This window comes from Bradyrhizobium sp. TM233 (genome assembly GCF_036247965.1).
In the GTDB taxonomy this organism is placed as follows: domain Bacteria; phylum Pseudomonadota; class Alphaproteobacteria; order Rhizobiales; family Xanthobacteraceae; genus Bradyrhizobium; species Bradyrhizobium ottawaense.
Genome location: NZ_BTIG01000007.1, coordinates 250832 through 273351, shown reverse-complemented (window position 1 = coordinate 273351; position 22520 = coordinate 250832). Strand labels below are relative to the sequence as shown.

21 protein-coding genes are annotated in these 22520 nt (G+C 65.2%); 17 read left to right on the top strand and 4 right to left on the bottom strand.

Going from position 1 to position 22520, the window contains the following annotated elements:
- Positions 1-10: 10 nt before the first annotated feature.
- The 9 genes from AABA86_RS15930 to AABA86_RS15890 all read left to right on the top strand — a co-directional run bounded on the left by AABA86_RS15930 (position 11) and on the right by AABA86_RS15890 (position 9441).
- Positions 11-673 carry an HAD family hydrolase gene (locus AABA86_RS15930; RefSeq protein ID WP_095426497.1) on the top strand — a complete coding sequence of 221 codons (663 nt, stop codon included), beginning with the start codon at positions 11-13 and terminating at the stop codon, positions 671-673.
- Between the two features lie 7 nt (positions 674-680).
- On the top strand, positions 681-1631 hold the full coding sequence (locus tag AABA86_RS15925; RefSeq protein WP_212248551.1) for a sugar-binding transcriptional regulator: 951 nt from the start codon (positions 681-683) through the stop codon (positions 1629-1631).
- 248 nt (positions 1632-1879) lie between these two features.
- Positions 1880-3193, top strand: a complete 1314-nt coding sequence (locus AABA86_RS15920) for an ABC transporter substrate-binding protein (RefSeq protein ID WP_338307481.1) — start codon at positions 1880-1882, stop codon at positions 3191-3193.
- Positions 3194-3278: 85 nt separating this feature from the next.
- Positions 3279-4151, top strand: a complete 873-nt coding sequence (locus AABA86_RS15915) for a carbohydrate ABC transporter permease (RefSeq protein WP_338307480.1) — start codon at positions 3279-3281, stop codon at positions 4149-4151.
- Positions 4152-4154: 3 nt separating this feature from the next.
- Positions 4155-4985, top strand: coding sequence for a carbohydrate ABC transporter permease (locus AABA86_RS15910; protein WP_212248554.1), 831 nt, complete (start codon positions 4155-4157; stop codon positions 4983-4985).
- Between the two features lie 15 nt (positions 4986-5000).
- Positions 5001-6008 (top strand): ABC transporter ATP-binding protein, encoded by a 1008-nt coding sequence (locus AABA86_RS15905; protein WP_212248555.1) that lies wholly within the window; start codon positions 5001-5003, stop codon positions 6006-6008.
- Between the two features lie 31 nt (positions 6009-6039).
- On the top strand, positions 6040-6813 hold the full coding sequence (locus AABA86_RS15900; RefSeq protein ID WP_212248556.1) for an SDR family NAD(P)-dependent oxidoreductase: 774 nt from the start codon (positions 6040-6042) through the stop codon (positions 6811-6813).
- Positions 6814-6853: 40 nt separating this feature from the next.
- Complete coding sequence (locus AABA86_RS15895; RefSeq protein ID WP_338307479.1) at positions 6854-8500, top strand: FGGY-family carbohydrate kinase; 1647 nt, start codon at positions 6854-6856, stop codon at positions 8498-8500.
- Between the two features lie 5 nt (positions 8501-8505).
- The gene (locus tag AABA86_RS15890; protein ID WP_338307478.1) at positions 8506-9441 is read left to right on the top strand and encodes a carbohydrate kinase family protein; all 936 of its coding nucleotides are present in this window, start codon (positions 8506-8508) and stop codon (positions 9439-9441) included.
- 12 nt (positions 9442-9453) lie between these two features.
- On the opposite strand, the gene AABA86_RS15885 is transcribed toward AABA86_RS15890, so the two are convergent.
- Positions 9454-10341, bottom strand: coding sequence for a LysR family transcriptional regulator (locus AABA86_RS15885; protein ID WP_338307477.1), 888 nt, complete (start codon positions 10339-10341; stop codon positions 9454-9456).
- A gap of 123 nt (positions 10342-10464) precedes the next feature.
- Between AABA86_RS15885 and AABA86_RS15880 the strand changes: the two genes are divergently transcribed.
- The 7 genes from AABA86_RS15880 to AABA86_RS15850 all read left to right on the top strand — a co-directional run bounded on the left by AABA86_RS15880 (position 10465) and on the right by AABA86_RS15850 (position 18705).
- Positions 10465-11886, top strand: coding sequence for an amidase (locus tag AABA86_RS15880; RefSeq protein ID WP_338307727.1), 1422 nt, complete (start codon positions 10465-10467; stop codon positions 11884-11886).
- A gap of 84 nt (positions 11887-11970) precedes the next feature.
- Positions 11971-12921, top strand: a complete 951-nt coding sequence (locus tag AABA86_RS15875) for an ABC transporter permease (RefSeq protein WP_028142417.1) — start codon at positions 11971-11973, stop codon at positions 12919-12921.
- Positions 12918-13811, top strand: a complete 894-nt coding sequence (locus AABA86_RS15870; protein ID WP_338307476.1) for an ABC transporter permease — start codon at positions 12918-12920, stop codon at positions 13809-13811. Before AABA86_RS15875 ends, AABA86_RS15870 begins: the two co-directional genes overlap by 4 nt.
- A 2-nt stretch (positions 13812-13813) precedes the next feature.
- Positions 13814-14827, top strand: coding sequence for an ABC transporter ATP-binding protein (locus tag AABA86_RS15865; protein WP_338307475.1), 1014 nt, complete (start codon positions 13814-13816; stop codon positions 14825-14827).
- Positions 14824-15828, top strand: a complete 1005-nt coding sequence (locus AABA86_RS15860) for an ABC transporter ATP-binding protein (protein WP_338307474.1) — start codon at positions 14824-14826, stop codon at positions 15826-15828. Before AABA86_RS15865 ends, AABA86_RS15860 begins: the two co-directional genes overlap by 4 nt.
- A 55-nt stretch (positions 15829-15883) precedes the next feature.
- Entirely contained in the window at positions 15884-17377 is a 1494-nt protein-coding gene (locus AABA86_RS15855) for an ABC transporter substrate-binding protein (protein ID WP_212248563.1), read from the top strand.
- Positions 17378-17730: 353 nt separating this feature from the next.
- A complete protein-coding gene (locus AABA86_RS15850; RefSeq protein ID WP_212248564.1) occupies positions 17731-18705 on the top strand; it encodes a magnesium transporter CorA family protein in 975 nt (324 codons plus the stop codon).
- Positions 18706-18747: 42 nt separating this feature from the next.
- Here the strand turns inward: AABA86_RS15850 and AABA86_RS15845 are convergent, their stop codons facing one another.
- Entirely contained in the window at positions 18748-19374 is a 627-nt protein-coding gene (locus AABA86_RS15845) for an alpha/beta hydrolase (protein ID WP_338307473.1), read from the bottom strand.
- Entirely contained in the window at positions 19371-20309 is a 939-nt protein-coding gene (locus AABA86_RS15840; protein WP_338307472.1) for a ring-cleaving dioxygenase, read from the bottom strand. The genes AABA86_RS15845 and AABA86_RS15840 overlap by 4 nt, the downstream gene beginning before the upstream one ends.
- 127 nt (positions 20310-20436) lie before the next feature.
- On the opposite strand from AABA86_RS15840, the gene AABA86_RS15835 reads away from it, so the two are divergent.
- Positions 20437-21369 carry a LysR family transcriptional regulator gene (locus AABA86_RS15835; protein WP_338307471.1) on the top strand — a complete coding sequence of 311 codons (933 nt, stop codon included), beginning with the start codon at positions 20437-20439 and terminating at the stop codon, positions 21367-21369.
- A gap of 47 nt (positions 21370-21416) precedes the next feature.
- On the opposite strand, the gene AABA86_RS15830 is transcribed toward AABA86_RS15835, so the two are convergent.
- Positions 21417-22376 carry a c-type cytochrome gene (locus AABA86_RS15830; RefSeq protein ID WP_338307470.1) on the bottom strand — a complete coding sequence of 320 codons (960 nt, stop codon included), beginning with the start codon at positions 22374-22376 and terminating at the stop codon, positions 21417-21419.
- Positions 22377-22520: the final 144 nt, after the last annotated feature.

Sequence of the window (22520 nt, the reverse complement as noted above, 5' to 3'; positions counted from 1 at the left end):
GTATGGCCGGATGGACCGTGGCCAGCCAAGACCCGATCTGATCATCTTCGATTGCGACGGCGTGCTCGTCGACAGCGAGCTGTTGAGCTGCCGATGCCTGTCCGAGGTGCTGGCCGAGTTCGGCATCGCGCTCAGCCAGGAGCAGGCGCTCGAGCTCTTTCTCGGGCGCAGCACCAAGGCGATCGAGCAGCATTATCGCGATCTCGGGCAGATCGTGCCCGACGGCTTTCTGCCGCGCCTGAAGTCGCAAGTGCTGTCGACGTTCGCAGCTTCGCTTGAGCCGATTCCCGGTATTGCCGGCGTGATGTCCGACTTGTCCGTGCCGTTTTGCGTGGCCTCGTCCAGCGACCTCGACCGCGTCGCGCTCTCCCTCGACGTCACAGGCCTGCGGGCGCATTTCGGCGAGCGGCTCTACACCGCGCAGATGGTCCGGCATGGCAAGCCGGCGCCTGACCTCTTTCTCCTCGCGGCAGAAAAGATGAGAGTGCAACCTGCGCGCACGCTGGTGATCGAGGACAGCGTCAGCGGCGTCAAGGCCGGCAAGGCGGCCGGCATGACCGTCTGGGGATTTGTCGGCGGCAGCCATTATCGCGGACGCGATGGGCGGGCTATATTGTCCGAGGCGGGGGCCGACCGGGTCTTCGCGCGCATGAGCGATTTCTGGGAGGCGTGAGGCCCGCATGGCCGCCGAGAACGACAAGTCGCGACTCGACGATGCCGCGCGCGCCGGCTGGCTCTATTTCATCGCGGGTCACACCCAGGACGAGATCGCAAAGATGCTGCAGGTCTCGCGCGCCTCGGCGCAGCGGCTGGTGTCGCTGTGCCTTGCCGAGCGCCTCATCACCTTCCGGCTCGAACATCCCATCGCCGCCTGCATGGAACTTGCGGCGCGCCTGAAGGAGCGTTTCGACCTCGCTCATTGCGAGGTGGTGCCGGCCGATCCGGCGGCGCCGCAGGCCACGGCAGGCATCGCCGAACGCTGCGCCAATCTGCTCGACGCGACGCTGCGCTCGGAGACGCCGGTGATCGTCGCGCTCGGCACTGGCCGGGCGGTGCGCGCTGCCGTCGAACGCGTCACCCCGATCGACCGACCCAATCATCAGATCGTCTCGCTGGTCGGCACCATCTCCGCGGACGGTTCGGCGAGCTTTTACGACACCGTCGGCCGGCTCGCAGACCGGACGGGAGCGCGGCACTATCCGATGCCGCTGCCGTTCCTGATGTCGTCCGAGGACGAGCGCAACAAGATGGTCCGCATCGAGCCGATCGCGAAAGTGAAGGCGGTCGCGGCCAAGGCTGATCTGCGCCTCGTCGGCATCGGCCAGATGGACCAGAAGGCGCAGGTGCATGTCGACGGCTTCGTCACCCGCGACGAATTGTTCGAGATGATGCGGCTGGGTGCCATCGGCGAGATCACCGGCTGGGCCTATGATTCCAAGGGCCGCCTGCTCAAGGCCGGCACCAACAAGCGCCTCACCAGCATCCCGCCGGAAGTGCCGGCGAAGACCACGACCATCGCCGCCGCGGTCGGTGCCGCCAAGGTGCCGGCGATCGCGGCGGCGCTGAACGGCGGCCTGATCAATGGCCTCATCACCGACGAGACGACCGCGCAGGCGATTCTGGAGCGCTGAGGCGAGCTTCGCGCGGCAAAGGGACACGGCTCCCTCTCCCGCTTGCGGGAGAGGTGAAGCAAGCCGCGGCGCTCGATCTGAACAACTCCCGTCGCTTCTGCACCGCACGACCTCCCACCCCTCCCGCACCGCAGCACTCATAAGTTGCGCAAACGTCCGCGCGCCTGCTTGACAAGCACCATCCCTCAGTTGAACATACGCCCAACGCGTGGGCATATGCTCAAAACGCGAGTTTGAGGGAGGTCACCGTGAAACATGTCTTGGGCGCCGTCTGCGGCGCGTCTGTTCTGTTGTTGGCCGTCCCCGCGATGGCCGAAACGACCCTGACGATCGCCACCGTCAACAATGGCGACATGATCCGCATGCAGGGGCTGACGGCTGAGTTCACCAAGAAGTACCCGGATATCGCCGTGAAGTGGGTGACGTTGGAGGAGAACGTGCTGCGTCAGCGCGTCACCACCGACATCGCCACCAAGGGCGGTCAGTTCGACGTGCTCACCATCGGCACCTATGAGGTGCCGATCTGGGCCAAGAAGGGCTGGCTGGTGCCGCTCACCAATCTCGGCGCCGACTACGACGTCGCCGACCTCCTGCCCAGGATCAAGGACGCGGTCACCGCCGACGGCAAGCTCTATGCCGCGCCGTTCTATGGCGAGAGCTCGATGGTGATGTATCGCACCGATTTGTTCGACAAGGCCGGCCTGAAGATGCCGGAGAAGCCGACCTGGGATTTCGTGGTCGATGCCGCCAAGAAGCTCACCGACAAGAGCGCCGGCACCTACGGCATTTGCCTGCGCGGCAAGGCCGGCTGGGGTGAGAACATGGCGTTTCTCTCCGCCATGGCCAATTCCTACGGCGCGCGCTGGTTCGATGAGAAATGGGAGCCGCAGTTCAACACGCCGGAATGGAAGACGACGCTGACGACCTATGTCAATCTGATGAAGGAAGCCGGCCCTCCCGGCGCAAGCTCCAACGGCTTCAACGAGAATCTGGCGCTGTTCAATGCCGGCAAATGCGCGATGTGGATCGACGCCACGGTGGCGGCGTCCTTCGTCACCAATCCGAAGGATTCCAAGGTCGCCGACAAGGTCGGTTTCGCGCTCGCGCCCAACACCGGGCTCGGCAAGAACGCCAACTGGCTGTGGGCCTGGAATCTCGCGATCCCCGCCGGCTCCAAGAAGATGGAAGCCGCCGAGAAGTTCATCGCCTGGGCGACCAGCAAGGACTACACCAAGCTCGTCGCGTCGAAAGAGGGCTGGGCCAACGTGCCGCCGGGCACGCGCACCTCGCTCTACCAGAACCCTGAATATCTGAAGGTCGCCCCGTTCGCTAAATTGACGCTGGCCTCGATAGACGCCGCCGATCCGAACAAGCCGACGGTGAAGCCGGTGCCTTATGTCGGTGTGCAATACGCCGCGATCCCCGAATTCCAGGGCATCGGCACTCAGGTCGGCCAGCAATTCTCCGCCGCGCTTGCGGGCTCGATGACGGTCGACGCTGCGCTCACCGCCGCGCAGTCCGCGACCGAGCGCGAGATGAAGCGCGCCGGCTACATCAAGTGAACCCGAGCTCTTCCTCCTGAGCTCAGACTGGCGGCCATCCAGCGTCATGGATGGCCGCCTTCTTCCCGCCAGCGGAGAAGCGTTGATGGCAACCCGGCAGACGCAGTTCCTTGCGCGCTCGCTCCTGACGCCGGCGGTCGGGCTGTTGTTCATCTGGATGATCGTTCCGCTGGCGCTGACGATCTATTTCTCGACGCTGCATTACAGCCTGCTCGATCCCGGCTCCGAGGCGTTCGTCGGGCTGGAGAACTTCCGCTACTTCCTCACCGATCCCGCCTTTCTGGCCTCGCTTCGGAATACGCTGGTGCTGGTCGGCTCGGTGCTGGCGCTGACGATCCTGCTCGGCATTCCGCTGGCACTGCTGATGGACCAGCCGGTGATCGGTCGCAATTTCGTGCGGCTGATGGTGATCGCGCCGTTCTTCGTGATGCCGACGGTGAGCGCGCTGGTCTGGAAGAATCTGTTGATGCACCCGGTGTCCGGCCTGTTCGCCTGGCTCGCCTCGCTATTCCATCTGACGCCGATCGACTGGTTCAACGATTTGCCGCTGTTTGCCATCATCCTGATCGTGACGTGGCAATGGCTCCCGTTCGCGACGCTGATCCTGCTCACCGCGCTGCAGTCGCTCGACGAGGAGCAGAAGGAGGCCGCCGAAATGGACGGCGCCAGCGCGGTCTCGACCTTCATCTACATCACGCTGCCGCACTTGGCGCGGCCCATCACCGTGGTGATCCTGATCGAGACGATCTTCCTGCTCACGGTCTTTGCGGAAATTTATGTCACCACGGGCGGTGGCCCGGGACTGTCGACCACCAACATCGCTTTCCTGATCTATTCGCAGGCGCTGATCCAGTTCGACGTCGGCAGCGCCTCCGCGGGCGGCCTCGTCGCGGTGGTGATCGCCAACGTCGTCGCCTTCTTCCTCGTCCGCATCGTCGGCCGCAATCTGGAGGCTTGAAGCATGGCACGGATGGCGACGACGCGGCGGGTGGTGATATCGACGGCGGTGGCCTGGCTGTTCGGCTTCCTGATCTTCTTCCCGATCCTGTGGATGGTGCTGGCGAGCTTCAAGACCGAGCTCGAGGCCTTCGCCATCCCGCCGTCCTTCCTGTTCTTCCACTGGACCACCGAAAACTACGCGACCGTGCAGGAGCGCAGCGACTATCTCCACCACGCCATGAACTCGATCATCATCGCCGGCGGCTCGACGCTGATCGCGCTGCTGATCGCGATCCCCGCGGCCTGGTCGATGGCGTTCTCGCCGACCAAGCGCACCAAGGACATCCTGCTCTGGATGCTCTCGACCAAGATGATGCCGCCGGTCGGCGTCTTGGTGCCGATCTACCTGATCTACAAGACCTTCGGTCTGCTCGATTCCCGCATCGGCCTCGTCTTCATCCTGTGCCTCGGCAATCTGCCGATCGTCATCTGGATGCTGTTCACCTATTTCAAGGAGATTCCCCGCGACATCCTTGAAGCCGCGCGCATGGACGGCGCCACCATCGGCCGCGAGCTGGTCTACGTGCTGACGCCGATGGCGATCCCGGGGCTGGCTTCCACCATGCTGCTCAATCTGATCCTCGCCTGGAACGAGGCGTTCTGGACCCTCAACCTGTCGACGTCGAACGCGGCGCCCCTGACCACGTTCATCGCCTCCTATTCGAGCCCGGAAGGGCTGTTCTGGGCAAAGCTGTCGGCGGCCTCGACGCTGGCGATCGCGCCTATTCTCGTCCTCGGTTGGTTCAGCCAGAAGCAGCTCGTGCGCGGGCTCACCTTCGGCGCGGTGAAGTAAAGGGGCTGCCGGATCATGGGTCAGATCACACTTCAGGACGTGCAGAAATCCTTCGGCCCCGTGCACATCATCAAGGGCGCCGACCTCGAGATTGCCGATGGCTCCTTCGTGGTGTTTGTCGGTCCGTCCGGCTGCGGCAAGACCACGCTCTTGCGGCTGATCGCCGGGCTCGAAGACGTCTCTGGTGGCAAGATCCTGATCGACGGCAAGAACGTCGTCGATACGCCGCCCGCCAAGCGCGGTCTCTCGATGGTGTTCCAGTCCTACGCGCTGTATCCGCATATGAGCGTGCGCGGCAATATCGGTTTCGGCCTGAAAATGGCGGGGCTTGCCAAAGACGAGATCAACCGCAAGGTTGAGGCCGCCGCCGCGACGCTGAACCTCACGCCCTATCTCGATCGCAAGCCGCGCGAGCTCTCCGGCGGCCAGCGCCAGCGTGTCGCGATCGGCCGCGCCATCGTGCGTGAGCCCAAGGCGTTCCTGTTCGACGAGCCGCTGTCCAACCTCGATGCGGCGCTGCGCGTGCAGATGCGGATCGAGGTCACGCGGCTACAGAAGCAGCTCGGCACCACCGCGATCTACGTCACCCATGACCAGGTCGAGGCCATGACCATGGCCGACAAGATCGTCGTGCTGAACGGCGGCAAGATCGAGCAATATGGGTCGCCGCTGGAGCTCTACGAGCGGCCGGCCAATCTGTTCGTCGCCGGATTCATAGGTTCGCCCAAGATGAATTTCGTCACCGGCGAGCTCGCATTGCAACGTGGTGCGGCCACCATCGGCGTCCGGCCGGAGCACCTCAAGATCGAGCGCGATGGCACCGGAGGCTGGCAGGGGACCATAGCGGTGGCCGAGCATCTTGGCAGCGACACCTTCCTCTATGTCGATGCCGGCCCGCTCGGGATGCTGACCGCACGCTATATCGGCGAATTGAGCCTGCATGCCGGCGACCACGTGTCGCTGGTGCCGGACCCCGCGCGCATTCACCGCTTCGACGCGAGCGGCAACGCGCTTCGGAACTGACAAGAAAACGGCAAGAGACGGAAAGACCACCATGTACCTGGAAAAATTCAAGCTGAACGGCAAGACCGCGTTCATCACCGGCGGCGGGCAGGGCATCGGCCTGGGCTGCGCGGAAGCGCTGGCTGAAGCTGGCGCCAGGGTCATCATCGGCGACCGCGACAGCAAGGTCGCCGACAGCGCCAAGGCCAGCCTGAAGGCGAAGGGCTTTGACGTCGAGACCGCGATCATGGACGTGACCGACACCAAACGCGTGGCGGAGGTCGCGAACGACCTCGTCGCCCGCCACGGCAAGGTCGACATCCTCGTCAACAATGCCGGCATCGCCCGCAGCGAAACCCCGGCGGAGACCGTGACCGACGAGCACTGGCTCAACGTCATCGACGTCAATCTCAACGGCACCTTCTGGTGCTGCCGCGAGTTCGGCAAGCACATGCTGAAGGCGAAGAGCGGCGCCATCGTCAATGTCGGCTCGATGTCCGGCTTCATCGTCAACAAGCCGCAGGAGCAGTGCTTTTACAACGCCTCCAAGGCGGCGGTGCATCATTTGACCAAATCGCTGGCCGCCGAATGGGGCGCGCGCGGCATCCGCGTCAATGCGGTGGCGCCGACCTATATCGAGACGCCGCTCAACGCTTTCGTGAAGAGCAACGCCAAAATGTACGACGCCTGGATCGGCGGAACCCCGATGGCGCGGATGGGGCAGGTTGAGGAGATCGCCTCGGTCGTGCTGTTCCTCTCGTCGGAGGCCGCGAGCCTGATGACCGGCAGCATCGTGCTGGTGGATGGCGGCTATACTTGCTGGTAGGCTCACCGTCAAAGTTGACGGAAAGCGACCGGGAGCGACAATGCCGCGAGCGTATATCGGCGTCGACGTGGGGACCACGAGCACGCGGGCCGGAGTGTTTGACGAGGCCGGCACGCTTTTGGCCACCGCCCGGCATCCGATCCGGATCTGGCACGAGGCCGGCGATATCGTCGAGCAATCGTCCCAAGACATCTGGGACGCCTGCGCGACATCGGTGCGGGCCGCGATGGCGGAAGCCGCCATCGCGCCCGACAGCGTCGGCGGCATCGGCTTTGACGCGACCTGTTCGCTGGTTGTCCTCGACAGGCAGGGCGAACCGCTCACGGTCAGCACATCCGGCGACCAGCAGCGCAATGTCATCGTCTGGATGGATCATCGCGCCATCGCCGAGGCGCGGCTGATCAACGAGACCGAGGACGCCGTGCTGCGCTATGTCGGTGGCTCGATCTCGCCCGAGATGGAGATGCCGAAGCTATTATGGCTGAAGCGGCATCTGCGCGCGAGTTTTGATGCCGCTGGCCACTTCTTCGATCTCGCGGACTATCTGACCTGGCGCGCGACCGGCTCGCTCCAGCGCTCGACCTGCACCGTCACCTGCAAATGGAACTATCTTGCCCATGATGGCGGCGGCTGGAGCGCGCAATTCTTCAAGCGCATCGGCCTGTCTGACTTCGTCGCCGAAAGATATGCCCGCATCGGCACCGAGATTGTCGCCCCCGGCACGCGGCTCGGTGCGGGGCTCACCCGCATAGCTGCTGCCGAGCTCGGCCTGTCGCCGGGCATACCGGTCGGGGCCTCGCTGATCGATGCCCATGCCGGCGGCATCGGCGCGATCGGCGGCCGCGACGGATCGGGCGGGGCGACCGATGTCGGCGACCGTCTCGCCTACATCATGGGAACGTCGGCCTGCATCATGGCGACGACGAAGGAGCCGTGCTTCGTCCCGGGCGTGTGGGGGCCTTATTACTCCGGGATGGTCCCGGACTTCTGGCTCAACGAAGGCGGCCAGTCGGCCGCGGGCGCGGCGATCGACCATCTCCTCAAGTCGCATCCGGGCCATACCCAGGCGAGCGCGGCGGCACGCAGCGAGGGCCTCGACCTCATCGACTTCCTCGAGCGCCGCATCATCGCGCGCGCAGGCAGCGCCAGCCGTGCCGCGCTGCTCGCCCGCGACATTCATGTTCTCCCCGAATTCATCGGCAACCGCTCGCCCTACGCCGACCCTGATACGCGCGCGGTGATCGCGGGCCTCGATCTCGACACCGACATCGCCGCGATGGAGCGGCTGTTCGTGGCCGGCCTGTGCGGGCTCGCTTATGGGCTCGCCGAGGTGATCGAGGCTTTTGCCGCGCATGGCGTTCGCTCCAGCATCATGATCATGGGGGGCGGTGCGAGCCGCAGCCCGCTGGTGCGGCAGATCATGGCCGACACCACCGGTCTTACCGTCGCGCTGCCGCAGACCAGGGAGCCGGTGCTGCTGGGGGCGGCGATGCTGGGGGCGGTGGCCGGCGGCGCCTATGCCTCGATCGGCGAGACCATGGCAAAGATGTCGGCGCTGGGACGGAAGAGCGAGCCGACCGCGTCCGACATGGCCGCGTTTCACACCCGCAAGCGCGAGGTCTATAAGCTCCTGCGCGACGTCGATCGCGGCAGCCGCGCGGCGATGGCCGACATCGCGAGAGGTTGAAGGACATGTTGATTGCCTGCGGCGATGCGCTGATCGATTTCGTGCCGACGCGAAATGGGCAAGGACGCGAGGCGGTGATGCCGGCCGTCGGCGGCTCCTGTCTCAACGTCGCGATCGGCATGGCCCGGCTGGGCGCACCCACTGGATTCGTCGGCGGCATCTCGACCGATCTGTTCGGGCGGATGATCGCAGATCATGCGGCGGCCTCCAACGTCGACCTCAATCTCGCCACCCGCAGCGATCACCAGACCACGCTCGCTTTCGTCCGCATCGTCGCGGGCGAGTCGCATTACGCCTTCTATGACGCCGGAACCGCGACGCGGAACTGGACCTACCGGCGCGGGACGATTCCGTTCGCGAATGTGGAAGCCGTTCATGTCGGCTCGACCACGCTCGTCAACGACCAGGGCGCGGCGGAGACGACGGCGCTGATCGCGGACGCGCGGGCGTCATCGACGATCTCCTTCGATCCGAATTGCCGGCCCAATCTGGTCAAGGACAAGCCGGCTTATCTGGCGCGCATGGCCGAGTTCGCTGGCCACGCCGATCTCATCAAGATGTCCGACGTCGACTTCGCCTATCTCTTCGGCGACGAGCCTTACGAGCGGCGGGCGAGCGCGCTGCTCGGGCAGGGCACGAGCCTCGTCGTCATCACTCGCGGCGACAACGGCGCCGTCGCGTGGCACACGGCGGCAGGTCAGATCGAGGTCGCCGCGCCCAAGGTCGAAGTCGCCGACACGATCGGCGCGGGCGACAGTTTTCAGGCGGCGCTGCTCTTTGCCCTGCACAAGCAGGGGCGCATTGCCCGGAAAGCACTGAAGGACATCAATGTCGACGAGCTCCGCCGGGCGCTGTCCTTTGCCGCCAATTGCGCCGGCCTGACCTGCACCCGCCCGGGCGCCGATCCGCCCTGGAGTCGTGAGATCACATGGAGCTTGTAGCCCGGCGCCGCGTCACAGCCGCACGACCGCCTTCTCGGCGCATTTGAGAAACCTGGAGATCAGCGGGCTGTGGGAGTCCCTCCGCCAGCACACCGCGATGTCGATGGAATCGGCCGCATCGCGCAGCGGCCTGAACACGATACCGCGTGGCGCGCCGAGCTGGGCGCAGGCCGGCACGATCGCAAGACCTTCGCCGGCGAGAACCAGGCTCATCGCCGAATGCACGGTCTCCACCCGGCTCGCGATCGGCATCACGATCTGATGTCGTCGCAGCAGGGCTGCGACCGCGGAGGAGGCGGGATCTTGCTCCGGCGGCGGCAACGCGATCAGCGGGCGGCCGTGCAGCCTCTCCATCGGCACCGAGCTCAGGCGCGCGAGCGGCGAGCGGATCGGCATCGCCAGCATGAAGGGTTGCGCGCCGATCCGCGCCACCTGGACCTCGGGATGGTGGATCGCCGGCATGCACAGGGCGACCGTGACGCTGCGGTCGAGCAGCCGGGCCTCGCGCGTCGAGGCGCTGAGCTCGGCGAAGTCGAGGTCGACGCCGGGAATGGACCGCCGCAGCTCCGGGATCAGGCGCGGCAGCATGGCATTCGCCAGCACGAACATGTATCCGACCGAGAGCCGCCCACGCCGTCCGGCCGCGACGGCGCGTGCGGCTTCGACGCCGTCGGCGGCCAGCGCCAGCGCCTCCCCGGCGCGCGCAAGCAGGGCCTGGCCCGCCTCGGTCAGGTCCATGCCGCGCGTGCCGCGGCGGAACAGCGGCGCGCCGATTTCGGCCTCCAGCTTGCGGATCTGGACCGAGAGCGGCGGCTGCGCCATCCGCAGCCGCTCGGCGGCCTTGCCGACGCTGCGCGCTTCGGCGACGGCGACGAAATAGCGGAGCCGGCGAAGATCCATTGGCATACCGAAAACGTATGGGTTGGCGACCAAAATCGTATTGGACGGCGAGTTAACAAAACTGTCATTCTCGCTGTCAATGCTTTGGGCCAACGGCGGCCCGCTTCGGAGCGTGATGTGACGATGAACGGCGATCCCTGTCTGCTGTCCGCAACCGAGCTGCGCGGCCTCATCGCCGAAAAGCGGATTTCCCCCGTCGAGATCGTCAGTGCCGTGCTCGCGCGCGCCGAGGCGCTCCAGCCCGAGTTGAACTGTTTCATCACACTGTGTGGCGACGAGGCGATGGCGCAGGCGCGCGTCGCCGAGCGCAGGATGATGGCCGGCGAGCCGCTCGGCCTGCTCCACGGCATCCCCGTCACCGTCAAGGACATCGTCAACACCAAGGGCGTCAAGACCACCTTCGGCGCCGTTCCCTACAAGGACAATGTGCCGAACGAGGATGCCGTCGCGGTGGCGCGGCTGCGCAGTGAAGGCGCGATCCTGATCGGCAAGACCACGACGCCGGAATTCGGCAGCAAGTGCCTGACCGATTCACCCCTGTTCGGCCGCACCCGCAATGCCTGGGATGCGTGCCGGTCCTCCGGCGGCTCCAGCGGGGGCGCGGCCGTCGCCGTGGCCAGCGGCATCGCGCCGCTGGCGATCGCGACCGACGGCGGCGGCTCGACACGAATTCCCGCCGCCTGCAACGGCGTGGTGGGCTTGAAGCAGAGCAACGGCGTGATCCCGCACAGCCAGGCGCTGGATGTGTTCGGCAACCAGACCTATGTCACGCCGACCACCCGCACCGTCGCCGACACCGCGTTGATGATGCAGGCGATGGCAGGCGAGGATGCCTGCGACCCCTGGTCGATCGGCGTTCCCGTGCCCGATTTCATCGGCACGGCCGCCCGGCGCGACGATCTGCGCGGGCAGCGGATCCTGTACTGCCTGACGCCGCCAAGCCGTCCGGTGTCCGCCGAAGTGGCAGCCAATTTCCGAGCGAGCCTCGACCGGCTGGCGGGGCTCGGCGCCGAGCTCGAGGAATTCTCTAGCGACGGTTTCGATATCGAGCCGATCTGGCGCGCCATCAACCACACGGTCTGGCGCACGCGCTTTGCAAAACTCGCAGCCGAGCACAAGGACGAGCTGAGCGAGGCCTTCCTCAAGCAGCTCGCGCTCGCCACCGAGGTCAGCGGCGTCGACTATCAGGAGGCGATGTTCGCGCGCACCGCGCTGTTCCGCCGCGTGCAATCGCTGCTTGCGCGCGGGCACTTTCTGGCGATGCCGACGCTGACGCGCACCGCGCTGCCGATCAAGCAGGATCTGTTCGGCACCATCGAGATCGACGGGGCGCATTTCGACAGCGTCCGGCCGCATTGGTTCCCCTGGACCATGCCGTTCAACATGACCGGCCATCCCGCCGTCAGCTTGCCCAGCGGCTTTGGCCGCGACGGCCTGCCGATCGGGCTTCAGCTCGTCGGCCGCTTCCGTGCCGATGCGGAATTGCTGCGCGTCAGCGCACTGTTCGAGGCTTCAAGCGACCTTCTGTCCCGCTGGCCGGCTTGAGAAGATGGGTATGCAGCAAAAGGCTTGCCTCAGCCGCCCGGACATGTTGATCGTGCCGCAGCTGAGCCCTGAAGCCGAGCGCGCATGAGCGTATTTGTCCTCCGACGTCTGTTGACCTTGCTGGCGACGCTGGTCGGCGCATCCCTGATCATTTTCCTGGTGCTCGATGCGCTTCCCGGCAATGCCGCGCAGATGCTGATGGGCGCCGATGCCTCGCCAGACGCGGTGCGTGCGCTCACCGTCAAGCTCGGGCTCGACCAGCCGCTGGCGGTTCGCTATCTGCAATGGATCAAGGGCCTCCTCGTCGGCGATCTCGGCAACTCCTATGTCTACGGCACGTCGGTCGCCAGCCTGATCGCGGAGCGGCTGGTGCTGACCGTTCCGCTCGCGATCATGGCCATGACGATCACGGTGACGCTGGCGCTCTCGGCCGGCATCTACACCGCCGCCAACCACAACAAGCTCGGCGACGTCGGCGTGATGTCGCTGACGCAGGTCGGCATCGCGTTGCCGAATTTCTGGTTCGCGATACTGCTGGTTCTCCTGTTCTCGGTACGGCTGCAATGGCTCTCGGCGGGGGGATTCTCCGGCTGGGAAGAAGGCATCTGGCTCGGCGTCAAGTCGCTGCTGCTGCCGGCGATCTCGCTCGCGGTGGTGCAGGCTGCGATCCTCGCGCGTGTGACGCGCTCGGCCGTCCTCGAAGTGCTGCGCGAGGACTTCGTCCGCACCGCCCGCGCGAAGGGGCTCGGCAAGCGCGAGGTGCTGTGGAGCCACGTGCTGCGCAATGCGATGATCCCCGTCATGACGGTCATGGGGCTGCAATTCGCCAATCTACTCGCCGGCACCATCGTGATCGAGAACGTGTTCTATCTGCCGGGCCTCGGCCGGCTGATCTTCCAGTCGATCGCCAACCGCGACCTGATCGTGGTGCGCAATTGCGTGATGCTGCTGGCGACCATGGTCGTCATCGTCAATTTCGTGGTCGACGTGCTCTATGCCTTCATCGATCCCCGCATCAAGGTCCACGACCTGTGAGCGCGCCCCTGACCACTCCAATTGACGCGCCGGTCGCGGCGCGCCGCGTGCCGGCCAAGACCTTCTGGGGCCGCGCGCTGCGCCATCGCAGTTTCGTGCTCGGTGGCTCGCTGAGCCTTCTGGTGCTCGCCTCGGCGCTGCTCTCGCTGGTGTGGACGCCGTGGTCGCCCTACGAGATCGACATCGCCTCGAAGCTGCGACCGCCTTCGGCAGCGCACTGGCTCGGCACCGATTCCTTCGGCCGCGACATCGTCTCGCTGCTGCTCGCCGGCGCCCGCTCCACCATCATGGTCGGCGTCATCGCCGTCAGCATCGGTCTCAGCTTCGGCGTTACGCTCGGACTGGTCGCCTCGGCCCGGCGCGGCTGGACCGAAGAGATCATCATGCGCTTCTCCGACTTCACCTTCGCCTTTCCGGCGGTGCTCTCCGCGATCATGCTCGCCGCGGTGGTGGGGCCGGGGATGGTGACCTCGATCGTCGCGATCGGCATCTTCCAGATCCCGACGCTGACCCGGCTGACGCGCGGCTCGGCCAACGCGATCTGGGCGCGCGAATTCGTGCTGGCCGCGCGCGCCGCGGGCAAGGGTGCCTTCCGCATCACCATCGAGCACGTGCTGCCGAATATTCTGTCGATCCTGATCGTGCAGGTCACCATCCAGTTCGCGCTCGCGATCCTCGCCGAAGCCGCGCTGTCCTATCTTGGCCTGGGCACGCAGCCGCCGCAGCCGTCCTGGGGACGGATGCTGAACGATGCGCAGACGCTGCTGTTCCAGTCGCCGATGCTCGCGGTCTATCCGGGCGCTGCGATCGCGATCGCGGTGCTCGGCCTCAATCTTCTCGGTGACGGATTGCGCGACCTGCTCGATCCCAGACTGGCACGGGAGCGATGACGATGGGCGAGCGACAGGCCGTGCCGCTGCTCGAGGTTGATCATCTCGGCGTGCGTCTCAATACCAGCCGCGGGCCGGCGCAGGCCGTGCGCGGCGTCAGCTTCGCCCTGAAGCGCGGCGAGACGCTGGGGCTGGTCGGCGAATCCGGCTGCGGCAAATCGGTCACGGCGATGTCCCTGATGGGGCTGCTGCCAGACAGCGCCGTGGTCTCGGGCAGCATCAAGCTTGACGGCAACGAGCTCGCCCGATTGCCGGACGCGGATTATTGCCGCCTGCGCGGCAACCGCATCAGCATGATCTTCCAGGAGCCGATGACCGCGCTCAATCCGATGCACACGATCGGGCATCAGGTTGCCGAGCCGCTGCGACGCCACAAGAAGCATTCGGCGGCACAGGCGCGCAAAGAGGCGATCGCCTTGCTCGACCGCGTCGGACTCCCCGATCCGGCGCGGCGCGTCGACGCCTATCCGCACCAGTTTTCCGGCGGCCAGCGTCAGCGCATCACCATCGCGATGGCGCTTGCCTGCGAGCCTGACCTCTTGATCGCGGACGAGCCGACCACCGCGCTCGACGTTACCATCCAGGGCCAGATCCTCGACCTCATCGCCGATCTCGTCGAGGAGCGCGGCATGTCGATGATCCTGATCTCGCACGATCTCGGCGTCATCGCCGAGAACGTGCAGCGCATGATGGTGATGTATGGCGGCACTGTCGTCGAGAGCGGGCCGACCGACGAGGTGTTCCGCCGCATGGGGCATCCCTATACGCAGGGCCTGTTTCGCGCCCGGCCGAAGCTCGGCGCGCGCAAGGGGACGCGGCTGAAGACGATCTCGGGGACCGTGCCGGAGCTTGCAGATCTGGCGGCGGGGTGCACTTTCTCCGACCGATGTCCCCTCGTGATCGATCGGTGCCGCGCCGCGCTTCCGCCGATGGTCGATGTCGGACCCGGGCACTTCGTGCGTTGCATCAGGACGGATGTCTCGATGGCCGAGAACGTCGGAGCGGTGACCGCATGACCGCTGCGCCTCTTCTCGACGTGAAGGATCTCGAACAGCGCTACGCCCTGCCGCGGGAAAGCCTGTTCCGGCCGCCGGGGCAGGTGCGCGCGCTCAACGGCGTGAGCGTGCGGGTTGCCGCCGGCGAGAGCCTCGGCGTCGTCGGCGAATCCGGTTCGGGCAAGTCGACCTTCGCGCGGCTGGTGATGGCGCTGGAGCGGCCGACCTCGGGGCAGGTCGCGCTGCTCGGGCGCGACCTCAACCGCATCTCGGCCGACGAGCTGCGCCGCGCGCGGCGCGATTTCCAGATGGTGTTCCAGGACCCCTACGGATCGCTCGATCCGCGCCAGACCATCGCCCGCATCGTCGCCGAGCCGCTGACGGTGCTGGAAGACGCCGACCGCACCACCTTTCGCGCGCGCGTCTCCGCAGTGTTGCGCCAGGTCGGTTTGCGCGATGCCGACATGGAGAAATATCCGCACGAGTTCTCCGGCGGCCAGCGCCAGCGCATCGCGATCGCGCGCGCGCTGATCACCCAGCCGAAGCTCATCGTCGCCGACGAGCCGGTCTCCGCGCTCGACGTCTCCGTGCAGGCGCAGGTGCTGAACCTGATGCAGGACCTGCAGGAGCAGTTCGGGCTGAGCTACATCCTGATCAGCCATGACCTCGCCGTCGTCGACTATCTCTGCGACGAGGTCGCGGTGATGTATCTCGGCCGCATCGTCGAGCAGGGCCGGCCGGAAGACCTGTTCGAGCATTGCGCCCATCCCTATACGCGGGCGCTGCTGGAGGCCGTGCCGCGGGCGCGCGCCGGCGGCGGCCGGCGGCGGCGCGGGGGCCAGGCGATCGCCTCGCAATCGGCGGCCACGGCCGGATGTCCCTATGTCGCGCGCTGTCCGCTCGCCGACCAGCATTGCCGCGAGGCCCTGCCTGAGTTACGCAAGGTGGGCGAGGGGCACCTTGCCGCCTGCCACAAGGCGGAGGCCGTGATGGCGTTGCCGCAGGCGGCCATGGAAGGTTAGTGTCCGGAGCAGGATTGGCGTAGGCTTAAGAACAGAACAGGCCGGGGAGTTACGCATGTTCAGGAAATTGTCGATCGTTGCATTTGCCGCCGCGTTGGTCGCAACGCCTTTGCCGGTGCTGGCGCAGAGCAAGAAGGACAGCGTCGTCATGGCGATGACGCTGGAGCCCCCCGGGCTCGACCCCACCAATGCCGCCGCTGCCGCGATTGCCGAGGTCACGCTCTACAACATCTATGAGACCCTGACCAAGATCAACGAGGACGGCTCGGTCTCGCCGCTGCTGGCGGAGAGCTGGACCGCGTCGCCCGACCTGAAGACCTACACGTTCAAGCTGCGCAAGGGCGTCAAATTCCACAATGGCGAGGCGTTCGATTCCGCGGCCGTGAAGTTCTCGTTCGAGCGCAACGCCGCGGCAACCAGCACCAACAAGGACAAGAGCCTGTTCCAGGCCTTCGAGAAGGTCGAGACGCCCGACGCCGACACCGTCGTGATCTCGGTGAAATACTCCGAGCCGAACCTGCCGTTCCTGCTGGGGCAGGCGAGCGGCTCGATCGTCGAGCCGAAGAGCGCGGCCACCAACGTCACGCAGCCGGTCGGGACCGGGCCTTATCAGCTCGGCGCCTGGGCCAAGGGCTCCTCGATCACGCTCAGCAAATGGGCCGACTATCGCAACGCTTCGGCGATCAAGCTTTCGAAGGTGACGATCCGCTTCATCTCCGATCCGGCCGCCCAGGCCGCGGCGCTGCTCTCGAACGACGTCGACGCATTCCCGCGCATCGCGACCCGCGTCGTTGCTCAATTCAAGTCTGATCCGCGCTTCACGGTGCTGATCGGCGGTTCCAGGGCCAAGACCATCGTCGCGATCAACCACCGCAAGAAGCCACTCGACGACGTCCGTGTTCGCCGCGCCATCCTCGCTGCGATCGATCGCAAGGCCTTGATCGACGGCGCCGTAGAGGGGTTCGGCACGCCGATCGGCAGCTTCTATACGCCGGGATCGCTCGGCTATGTCGACACCACCGGCGTCAACCCCTACGACCCCGAGAAGGCCAAGAAGCTGCTCACTGAAGCCGGCGTCACCGCGCCGCTCGAGCTGTCGCTGAAGCTGCCGCCGCCGCCTTATGCGCGGCAGGGCGGCGAGATCGTCGCGGCCCAGCTCGCCAAGGTCGGCATCGTCGCCAAAATAGAGAACGTCGAATGGGCGCAGTGGCTGTCGCAGGTGTTCGCGCCCAACGGTCCGCACAATTTCGACCTGACCATCGTCAGCCATGTCGAGCCGTTCGACCTCGTCAAGATCACCGAGCCGGACTACTATCTCGGCTACAACAACGAGGCGTTCAACGCGCTCTACAAGCAGATCGTGTCGACGCCGGATGAAGCCGCCCGCACCAAGCTCCTCGGCGATGCCCAGCGCATGCTGGCGACCGACGCCGTCTCCGCCTACCTGTTCCAGCCGCAATGGCCCACCGTCACCAACAAGAAGCTGAAGGGCGTCTGGAAGGAAGTCCCGCAGTTCGAGAACGATTTCTCGACGTGGTCTTGGGAGTAGCGAATACTCCAACAGATCGCTGGTTCGCGTCGACAATGGCCTCTTCCATCGGGAAGAGGCCATTGGTTCGACTGCTCCAGGCAAAAAACTCGAAAACAACCCCATGCACAGTAGACGGGGCCAGCTATTTCAATGGCTTGCGGGGGTGCTCGGCATCATGCGCCGCAGCTGAGACCGGTTGATGCGTCGGGCAAAACACCGGCATGATGGCAGCATCATCAGAAGGCGTTTCTTTCGAGCGCAGCTTCCGTCGATTTCCAGACATTGAACGATCGAAATCCTCGTGCGTTAGCTTGACGCAGGATGGCCGCATGCCGCGTGGTCCGCCGCCGGGGGCACACGGAGTTCGGTTCTTGCTCAAACTGTATAGATGGCCGTCCAACGACTGGCGAAGCATCAGCACGGAAATGCCCTCGGAGATCATTTGGGCAGATCTGCTGAATGCGACCGACGAGGAAAAGCAGTTTGTCGAACGGCTGTTGGGAATACGGATTCCGTCCCAGGATTCTCTTAGCGAGATCGAAGCATCGAGCCGACTGATCTTTGACCACGGCACGCTTTATCTCAGCTCTCCTGCAGTCCAGCCCGACGAGGGCGGCGAGGCCGAGATTACGCCGGTGGGCTTCGTCATCGGTCCCCACGTGCTGGTGACAGTGCGTTTTGCCAAATTGCCTATCTTCGAGGCCATCGGTGAGCGCATCGGCTCCGACGACAGTCTCGAGAACGGCATGTGTGTGTTCACCAGCTTGCTCGAAGCAATGGTCGATCGCGGCGCCGATGTCCTGGAGCATCTTGGTGCGAAAGTCGACGGGCTTTCGCGGGGCGTTTTCAAGGGCGGCCTCGTTCGGACCAAGCGGCTGGCCCACTCCAGTCGCAGGATGCGGGAAGCGCTCGAAAACATCGGTGAACTGGCCGACAGATTGGCCAAGGCGCGGGATGTTCTACTTGGGGTCGGCCGCATCGCTTCGTTTGCTGGCGACGTTGGCAGCGAGTGGATCACGGCAGCCTCGAAGAAGCGCCTCGAGGCGGTGTCGAAGGACGTCGCCTCGCTCAACGATTACGAAACGAGATTGTCGGACAAGATCCAACTTTTGCTGGATGCGGTGCTTGGCTTCATCAATATCCAGCAGAATGAGCTGTTCAAGATCTTGACGATTGTGTCCGTGGTCGGTGTGCCGCCAACCATCCTGGTCGGCATCTGGGGCATGAATTTCAAGCACATGCCGGAGCTCGACTGGACGTTCGGCTATCCGCTGGCATGCCTCGCGATCATCGCAAGCGGCGTTCTGCCGCTGATCTGGTTCAAGCGGCGCGGCTGGTTCGAGTGAAAAGAGCGGCGCATCGCTCGTAACGATGCGCCGTTCGTCAGGTCATGCTGCCTTGGCGTCGACGCTGCCGATCCAGTCGCGGGCGAGGGTCACGTCGGCTTGCGACAATTGATGGCCCGCCGGCAGGACCCTGTGGGTCACGCTTGCACCTGTTTGCGAGAGCAGGGCCGCAAGCTTGGCCGAATTGCCGGCCGGCACGATCGGATCAGCCTGTCCGGACAATAGCAGGATCGGCTTGCCCGCAAGATCGGCTGCGGGCGGATCCGACAGCGGCACCATCGCGCGCAGCAGGATCGCGCCTGCGAGCACATCCGGCTGCAACAGCAACAGCGCGGCTGCGATGTTGGCGCCGTTTGAGAAGCCGACCGCGACCGGCGCGGCGATGCCGTATCGCTTCCGCGCCTCGTTGACGAAGTCGCCGAGCTCGCGCGCGCGTCGGCGGACGTCGTCCTCGTCGAACACGCCTTCGGCGAGACGGCGGAAGAACCGCGGCATGCCGTGCTCGAGCACGCGGCCGCGCGGCGAGAGCAGCGCGGACCCCGGCGAGATCATCTTGCCGAGCCCGAGCAGGTCGTTCTCGTCGCCGCCGGTGCCATGCAGCAGCAGCAGCGGCGTGGAGCCCGCGCTGGCCGCGGGCTCGAAGCGATGGATGAAGGCACTCTCGGTCATGACACGCTCTCTTCCAGGTTCGGTAGAACGCCCTCGATTTGCTGGCGGTGTTGTTCAAGGAAGCTCGGCAGCTTGAGGTCACGTCCGAGCGTCGCGACGGGTTCGTCGACGGCGAAGCCGGGGATGTCGGTCGCGATCTCGAACAGCACGCCGCCGGGCTCGCGGAAGTAGATCGAGCGGAAGTAGTTGCGGTCCCTCTGCTCGGTCGGATGCAGGCCGTGATTGCTTACGAGCCTCTCGGCCATCTTGCCTTGCTCGGCATCGTCAGCCGCGCGGAAGGCGATGTGATGCACTGAGCCGCCGCCCTGATGGCCGCGCAAGAAGCCCTTGGCCTCGTAGATGTCGACCACGCTCCCCTCGACGTCGCCCGGCGCCTTGAAGCGGATCACCGAGCCTTCGCGCCCCGTTTCCTTGAAGCCGAACACGTCGGTGAGGACGGCGGCGGTCTTCACCGCGCTGTCGAGCAGCAGTGTCACACCGTGGAAGCCGCGGATCGCGTGCTCGACCGGCACGTCGCCATTGCTCCAGCCGGGCTCGCTCTCGGCACCGGGAATGCCGACCAGCGCGAGCGCCATGCCGTCGGGATCGGTGAACGGCAGCACGGATTCGCCAAAACGCTTCTCGAGCGCCTCGTAGGCGATGCCCTTCTCGGTGAAGCGCTGGGTCCAGTAGCCGAGCGAGCGCTGCGGCACGCGAAAGGCGGTCTGATGGGTCTCGCCGACACCGCGGCGCCCGGCCGAAACGCCCGCCCAGGGGAAGAACGTCAGAATGGTGCCGGGGCGGCCGGTCTCGTCGCCATAATAGAAGTGATAGGTGCCGGGATCGTCGAAATTGACCGTCTTCTTGACGAAGCGCAGACCGAGATCCCGGGTGTAGAAGCCGAAATTGCGGATGGGGTCGCCGGCGATCGCGGTGACATGGTGCAGTCCAGACATTGTCGTCCTCCAAGCTCGGGGAGCGTCTTGCTCTGGTCGGAAATATTGTTCCGCTTTGGATTGGAGACAATCCATGCAAATATGACGGCTATGTCTACGATTTGGAAACAATCGACGGAAGCAGCCCTTGGATAAGCTCGGCAGTCTTCGGGCCTTCGTGAAGGTGGTGGAAAGCGGCAGCTTTGCGGAAGCCGGCCGGCAGCTGCGGCTGTCGCGCTCGGCGATCAGCAAATACATCGCCGATCTCGAGGAGAGCCTCGGCGTCCAGCTCCTGAACCGGACCACCCGGCATGCGAGCCCGACCGAGAACGGCCAGCGCTATTTCGAGCGCGCGCTCGTGATCCTCTCGGAGGTCGAGGCGGCCGACCAGGCGGTGACGCAGGCGCAGTCGGCGCCGCGGGGATTGTTGCGCGTCAACGCGCCGATGTCGTTCGGCACGATGCGGCTAGGGCCGGTGCTGGCTGAATTCATGACGCGCTATCCCGAGCTTCAGCTCCAGATCGTGCTCAGCGACGACCTGCTCGATCCCGTCCAGGACGGCTTTGACGTGACGCTTCGGATTGCAGAATTGGAATCGTCAAGTTTGATCGCGCGAAAAATCATGCCGGTGGCGCGCATGATCTGCGCCTCGCAGGATTATCTGGCACGTCACGGCACGCCAAAGCATCCGCAGGATCTGCGCGATCACGCGTCGCTGACCTACGGCTTCCTCCTCACCGGCAATCAATGGAAGCTGACGGGCGCGGACGGTGATCACTGGATCCAGCCGGCCTGGTCGCTCTGCGTCAACAATGCCGAGGTGCTGCGCGACGTCGCGATCAAAGGCAGGGGCCTCGCGCTGCTGCCGGAGTTCATTGCCGTTGATGCTTTGAGGAAGGGCGAGCTGCGCGCCGTGCTGCAAGACTATTCCGCGCCGCCGCTCGCGCTCTATGCGGTCTATCCGCCGACGCGGCATCTGTCGGTGAAGGTCAGGCTCTTCATCGATTTTCTGGTCGAGCGCTTCAGCCGTGACGAGGACGAAGGCGACGGCGGGGGCAGACGTGCGGAGGCCAGGCCGTAAGCCCACGACGCGCCGGCTGGCCCGCTCTGCACAGCACCCGAAGATTGTCATTGCTTGAGCGACGCTGAAAAGGCGACCAGCGCGATCATGTCGTCGACGCTGAGATTCTCGACAACCGGTTTCATGAGTTCGCTGTTGGCGCCCTTCCGCGCACCCGATTTGAAGTCATAGAGCTGCCGGAACATGTAGGTGGGCGAACGGGACGCAAGCCCCGGCGCGATGACAGTCCCGTTGAGGTCAGCACCGTGACAGGTCCCGCACTGGACGCGCGGATCGCTGTTCGTTGCCAACGTCCGTCCTTTCTGAACGCTGCCTACCGGGACGTAGGCGATGAAACGAGCGCGCGAGTCCCGGCTGACAAAGTGCTCAACGTCTTCCGGTATCTCGATGATGCGCTGACCGATGGGCTCTTTCTCGGCGCCGTCCAGCGGAGCCAGGAACAAGTCTCTCACCTGTGTTTTTGGCACCGCCTCGGCCTCTACGACGACAATATTCGATCTCGGCTTGATGGAGGCGAAGTAGGCTGCGGCCTCTGCGAGTTCCTGATCGGTCACCGCTTTGGACAACTTGATCATCAGGTCGGTGGCGACGCGAGGTGCAGAGTTCGTGCGCAGGCCCGTCTTGAACTCCGCCGTTTGCTGAATGATGTATTCCGCGGAGAGGCCAAATAGGCTGGCATTCTCAGGACCGCCCGGTCCGTCTGCCCGGTGGCAGACGCCGCACGCAAACACCTCTGGCTTTCTCCCCCTCGCCACGATTTCCGGCATTGGCAGATGATCGTCCGGGTGCCAGTCGGGCGCGGCGAACAGATCGCGCACTTGCGTCAGCGTAAAACCTGCGGCGCTGTCAGGAACGTGCCTGATCGTGCCATCGTCAGGCGTGCGTTGAAAATTGGGCGGGTTGACCGGGTAGGCCCACGCTGGCGGGCCCTCCTGGATTTGCGCACGCGCCCCCGCCGCGGTGAGCAATGCCAACGAGAACACGCATAGAGCAGCTGGAAATCTCATGGCTCTCGACCTCCCAGCGAGTCGGTGAAGCCAACTGTACTTTCCGAAGGCGAAGATCAGGAGCGGCTAACGAGCGCTTGTCGGGCGACGGGACGCCGCAGCTCTCCGCCACATCGAAAACACCATTCAACGCCGGGGGCTCGC

What these genes read in the sequence shown, in the direction of transcription:
- AABA86_RS15930 (WP_095426497.1), top strand. Translation starts at nt 11, where the DNA reads ATGGACCGTGGCCAGCCAAGACCCGATCTGATCATCTTCGATTGCGAC.
- AABA86_RS15925 (WP_212248551.1), top strand. Translation starts at nt 681, where the DNA reads ATGGCCGCCGAGAACGACAAGTCGCGACTCGACGATGCCGCGCGCGCC.
- AABA86_RS15915 (WP_338307480.1), top strand. Translation starts at nt 3,279, where the DNA reads ATGGCAACCCGGCAGACGCAGTTCCTTGCGCGCTCGCTCCTGACGCCG.
- AABA86_RS15910 (WP_212248554.1), top strand. Translation starts at nt 4,155, where the DNA reads ATGGCACGGATGGCGACGACGCGGCGGGTGGTGATATCGACGGCGGTG.
- AABA86_RS15905 (WP_212248555.1), top strand. Translation starts at nt 5,001, where the DNA reads ATGGGTCAGATCACACTTCAGGACGTGCAGAAATCCTTCGGCCCCGTG.
- AABA86_RS15900 (WP_212248556.1), top strand. Translation starts at nt 6,040, where the DNA reads ATGTACCTGGAAAAATTCAAGCTGAACGGCAAGACCGCGTTCATCACC.
- AABA86_RS15895 (WP_338307479.1), top strand. Translation starts at nt 6,854, where the DNA reads ATGCCGCGAGCGTATATCGGCGTCGACGTGGGGACCACGAGCACGCGG.
- AABA86_RS15890 (WP_338307478.1), top strand. Translation starts at nt 8,506, where the DNA reads ATGTTGATTGCCTGCGGCGATGCGCTGATCGATTTCGTGCCGACGCGA.
- AABA86_RS15885 (WP_338307477.1), bottom strand. Translation starts at nt 10,341, where the DNA reads ATGGATCTTCGCCGGCTCCGCTATTTCGTCGCCGTCGCCGAAGCGCGC.
- AABA86_RS15880 (WP_338307727.1), top strand. Translation starts at nt 10,465, where the DNA reads ATGAACGGCGATCCCTGTCTGCTGTCCGCAACCGAGCTGCGCGGCCTC.
- AABA86_RS15875 (WP_028142417.1), top strand. Translation starts at nt 11,971, where the DNA reads ATGAGCGTATTTGTCCTCCGACGTCTGTTGACCTTGCTGGCGACGCTG.
- AABA86_RS15865 (WP_338307475.1), top strand. Translation starts at nt 13,814, where the DNA reads ATGGGCGAGCGACAGGCCGTGCCGCTGCTCGAGGTTGATCATCTCGGC.
- AABA86_RS15860 (WP_338307474.1), top strand. Translation starts at nt 14,824, where the DNA reads ATGACCGCTGCGCCTCTTCTCGACGTGAAGGATCTCGAACAGCGCTAC.
- AABA86_RS15855 (WP_212248563.1), top strand. Translation starts at nt 15,884, where the DNA reads ATGTTCAGGAAATTGTCGATCGTTGCATTTGCCGCCGCGTTGGTCGCA.
- AABA86_RS15845 (WP_338307473.1), bottom strand. Translation starts at nt 19,374, where the DNA reads ATGACCGAGAGTGCCTTCATCCATCGCTTCGAGCCCGCGGCCAGCGCG.
- AABA86_RS15840 (WP_338307472.1), bottom strand. Translation starts at nt 20,309, where the DNA reads ATGTCTGGACTGCACCATGTCACCGCGATCGCCGGCGACCCCATCCGC.
- AABA86_RS15830 (WP_338307470.1), bottom strand. Translation starts at nt 22,376, where the DNA reads ATGAGATTTCCAGCTGCTCTATGCGTGTTCTCGTTGGCATTGCTCACC.